A 3912-nucleotide genomic window follows, 5' to 3' on the forward strand; every position below is an offset into this window, starting at 1 on the left:
GACGTGGACAGCGCGGAAGTCGCGCTGCAGGCCAACCGCCTGACCCAGGCGCTGCGCCAGCGCCCGGAACTGGCCGACGTCGACAACAACCTGTCCAACCAGGGCCGCGCACTGGAACTGAACATCGACCGCGACAAGGCCAGCGTGCTGGGCGTGCCGATGCAGACCATCGACGACACCCTCTACGATGCGTTCGGCCAGCGCCAGATCTCGACCATCTTCACCGAGCTCAACCAGTACCGGGTGGTGCTGGAAGTGGCGCCGCAGTTCCGCACCAGCACCGCGCTGATGGAACAGCTGGCGGTCGCCTCCAACGGCGCCGGCGCCCTCACCGGCACCAACGCGACCAGCTTCGGCCAGGTCACCTCGTCCAACTCGTCGACCGCCACCGGTATCGGTGCGCAGAACACCGGCATCACCGTCGGTGCGGGCGGCATCATCCCGTTGTCGGCGCTGGCCGAGGCGAAGGTCTCCAGCGCGCCGCTGCTGGTCAGCCACCAGCAGCAGCTTCCTGCGGTGACGGTTTCCTTCAACGTCGCGGCTGGCTATTCGCTGTCCGCTGCGGTCAAGGCCATCGAAGAGACCAAGGCCAGCCTGGACATGCCGGCGCACGTGCATGCGCAGTTCATCGGCAAGGCCGCTGAATTCACCGGCAGCCAGACCGACGTGGTGTGGCTGCTGCTGGCCTCGCTGGTGSTGATCTACATCGTGCTGGGCGTGCTGTACGARAGCTACATCCACCCSWTCACSATCATCTCGACCCTGCCGCCGGCCGGCGTCGGCGCGCTGCTGGCATTGATGGTCTGTGGCCTGAGCCTGTCGGTGGACGGCATCGTCGGCATCGTGCTGCTGATCGGCATCGTCAAGAAGAACGGCATCATGATGGTCGACTTCGCCATCGAGGCGCGGCGCACCGGCGCCAACGCGCGCGAAGCCATCCGCCGCGCCTGCCTGCTGCGCTTCCGCCCGATCATGATGACCACCGCTGCAGCCATGCTTGGCGCGTTGCCGCTGGCGCTGGGCACCGGCATCGGCTCGGAACTGCGTCGGCCGCTGGGCATCGCCATCGTCGGCGGCCTGCTGCTGTCGCAGCTGGTAACCCTGTACACCACGCCGGTGATCTACCTGTACATGGAACGCTTCTCGGAATGGCTCGCCCGTCGCCGTGAACAGCGTGCGCTGCGCGATGGCACGGTGCAGGAGCCGCAGGCATGACCCTGGCCCCGCACCTTCGGGGGGCTGCACGATGAACCTGTCCGGCCCCTTCATCCGCCGCCCGATCGGCACCGCCCTGCTGGCCATTGGCTTGTTCATGGTCGGCGTGATCTGTTACCTGCGGCTCGGCGTGTCGGCGTTGCCGAACATCGAGATCCCGGTGATCTTCGTGCACGCCAGCCAGTCCGGTGCGGATGCGGCGACCATGGCCTCCACGGTGACCGCGCCGCTGGAGCGCCACCTCGGCCAGCTGCCGGGCATCGACCGCATGCGCTCGTCGAGTTCGGAAGGCAGCTCGCTGGTGTTCATGATCTTCCAGAGCGACCGCGACATCGATTCGGCCGCGCTGGACGTACAGACCGCGATCAATTCGGCGCAGGCCGACCTGCCCTCGGGCATGGGCTCGCCGATGTACCAGAAGGCGAACCCGAACGACGATCCGGTGATCGCCATCGCGCTGACCTCGCAGACGCAGTCCGCCGATGAGCTGTACAACGTCGCCGATTCGCTGCTGGCCCAGCGCATCCGCCAGATCGGCGGTGTCGCCTCGGTGGATATCGCCGGTGCCTCGACGCCGGCGGTGCGTGTGGACGTCAACCTGCGCCTGATGAACGCGCTGGGACTGACCGCCGACGACCTGCGCAATGCCGTGCGCGCGGCCAACGTGACCTCGCCCACCGGCTTCCTCAGCGATGGCAACACCACCACGGCGATCATCGCCAACGATTCGGTCGCACGCGCCGCCGACTTCGCCGATCTGGTGGTCAAGACCCAGGGCGATGGCCGGGTGATCCGCCTGAAGGACATCGCCAACGTCTACGACGGCCAGCAGGACGCCTACCAGGCCGCGTGGTTCGACCACAAACCGGCCGTGGTGATGTATGTGTTCACCCGCGCCGGCGCCAACATCGTCGAGACCGTGGACCGGGTGAAAGCGCAGATTCCCGCGTTGCGCGACTACCTGCAGCCGGGCACCACGATGACGCCCTACTTCGACCGCACCCCGACCATCCGGTCGTCGCTGCATGAAGTGCAGATCACCCTGCTGATCAGCCTGGCGATGGTGGTGCTGACCATGGCGCTGTTCCTGCGCCGGTTGGCGCCGACGCTGATCGCGGCGGTCACCGTGCCGCTGTCGCTGGCCGGTGCCGCGCTTGTGATGTACGTGATGGGCTTCACCCTGAACAACCTGAGCCTGCTGGCGCTGGTGATCGCGATCGGCTTCGTGGTCGACGATGCGATCGTGGTGATCGAGAACATCATGCGCCACCTCGACGAGGGCATGCCGCGGATGCAGGCGGCCTTCGCCGGTGCGCGCGAAATCGGCTTCACCATCGTSTCGATCACCGCTTCGCTGGTGGCGGTGTTCATCCCGCTGCTGTTCGCCAGCGGCATGATGGGCGCGTTCTTCCGCGAATTCACCGTGACCCTGGTGGCGGCGATCGTGGTGTCGATGATCGTTTCGCTGACACTGACCCCGGCGCTGTGCAGCCGCTTCCTCAGCGCGCACGACCACACGGCGGCACCGTCGCGCTTCGGCCGCTGGCTCGATGCCGGTCACGAGCGGATGCTGCGCGTCTACACCGTGTTCCTTGATTTTTCGCTGCGCCATGCGCTGCTGCTGTCGTTGACGCCGTTGATCCTGATCGGCGTCACCATCTTCCTGTTCGGTGCGGTGAAGAAGGGCGCGTTCCCGCCACAGGACACCGGCCTGATCTGGGGCCGCGCCAATTCCAGCGCGACGGTGTCCTTCGAGGACATGGTCAGCCGCCAGCGCCGCATCACCGACATGCTGATGGCCGACCCGGCAGTGAAGACCGTGGGCGTACGCCTGGGCAGCGGACGCCAGGGTTCCAGCGCGCAGTTCAACGTGGAACTGAAGTCGCGCAAGGAAGGCCGCCGCGAAACCACCGCACACGCACTGGCACGGCTGAGTGCGAAGGCCGACCGCTACCCGGACCTGCAGCTGCGCCTGCGCGCGATCCAGGACCTGCCCAGCAACGATGGCGGTGGAAACAGCCAGGGCGCGCAGTACCGCGTCTCGCTGCAGGGCAACGACCTGGCCGCACTGCAGGAATGGCTGCCCAAGCTGCAGGCGGCATTGAAGAAGAACCCGAAGCTGCGTGATGTCGGCACCGACGTCGACAACGCCGGCCTGCGCCAGAACATCGAGATCGACCGGGCCAAGGCCGCGCGCCTGGGCATCTCGGTCGGCGCCATCGACGGTGCGCTGTACGGCGCCTTCGGCCAGCGCCAGATCTCCACCATCTACTCGGACATCAACCAGTACAGCGTGGTGGTCAATGCGCTGCCGTCGCAGACCGCCACGCCTTCGGCGCTGGACGAAGTGCATGTGCGTGCACGCAACGGCGAGATGGTGCCGATCACGGCGGTGGCCCGCCAGGCGCCGGGCCTGGCGCCCTCGCAGATCACCCATGAAAACCAGTACACGACGATGGACCTGAGCTACAACCTCGCCCCCGGCGTCAGCATGGGCGAGGCCAAGGCCATCATCGACAGCACCGTGGCCGGCATGCGCATGCCCGGCGACATCCGCCTGGCCGACGACGCCGGCTTCGGCTTCAATTCCGACCCCAGCGACATGCTGATCCTGGTGCTGGCAGCCATCCTCACCGTCTACCTGGTGCTGGGCATCCTGTACGAAAGCCTGATCCACCCGGTGACGATCCTGTCCAC

General features: G+C 66.8%; 2 protein-coding genes. Both read left to right on the forward strand.

From position 1 onward, the window contains the following. On the forward strand, window positions 1-1215 hold a 1215-nt coding region (locus AC1VAN_RS14325; RefSeq protein ID WP_480986040.1), incomplete at its 5' end, for an efflux RND transporter permease subunit. 31 nt (window positions 1216-1246) lie between these two features. After that, a partial coding sequence (locus AC1VAN_RS14330; protein WP_480986041.1) for an efflux RND transporter permease subunit occupies window positions 1247-3912 on the forward strand: 2666 nt, incomplete at its 3' end.

It is taken from the genome of Stenotrophomonas sp. 05L44_2, assembly GCF_056665995.1.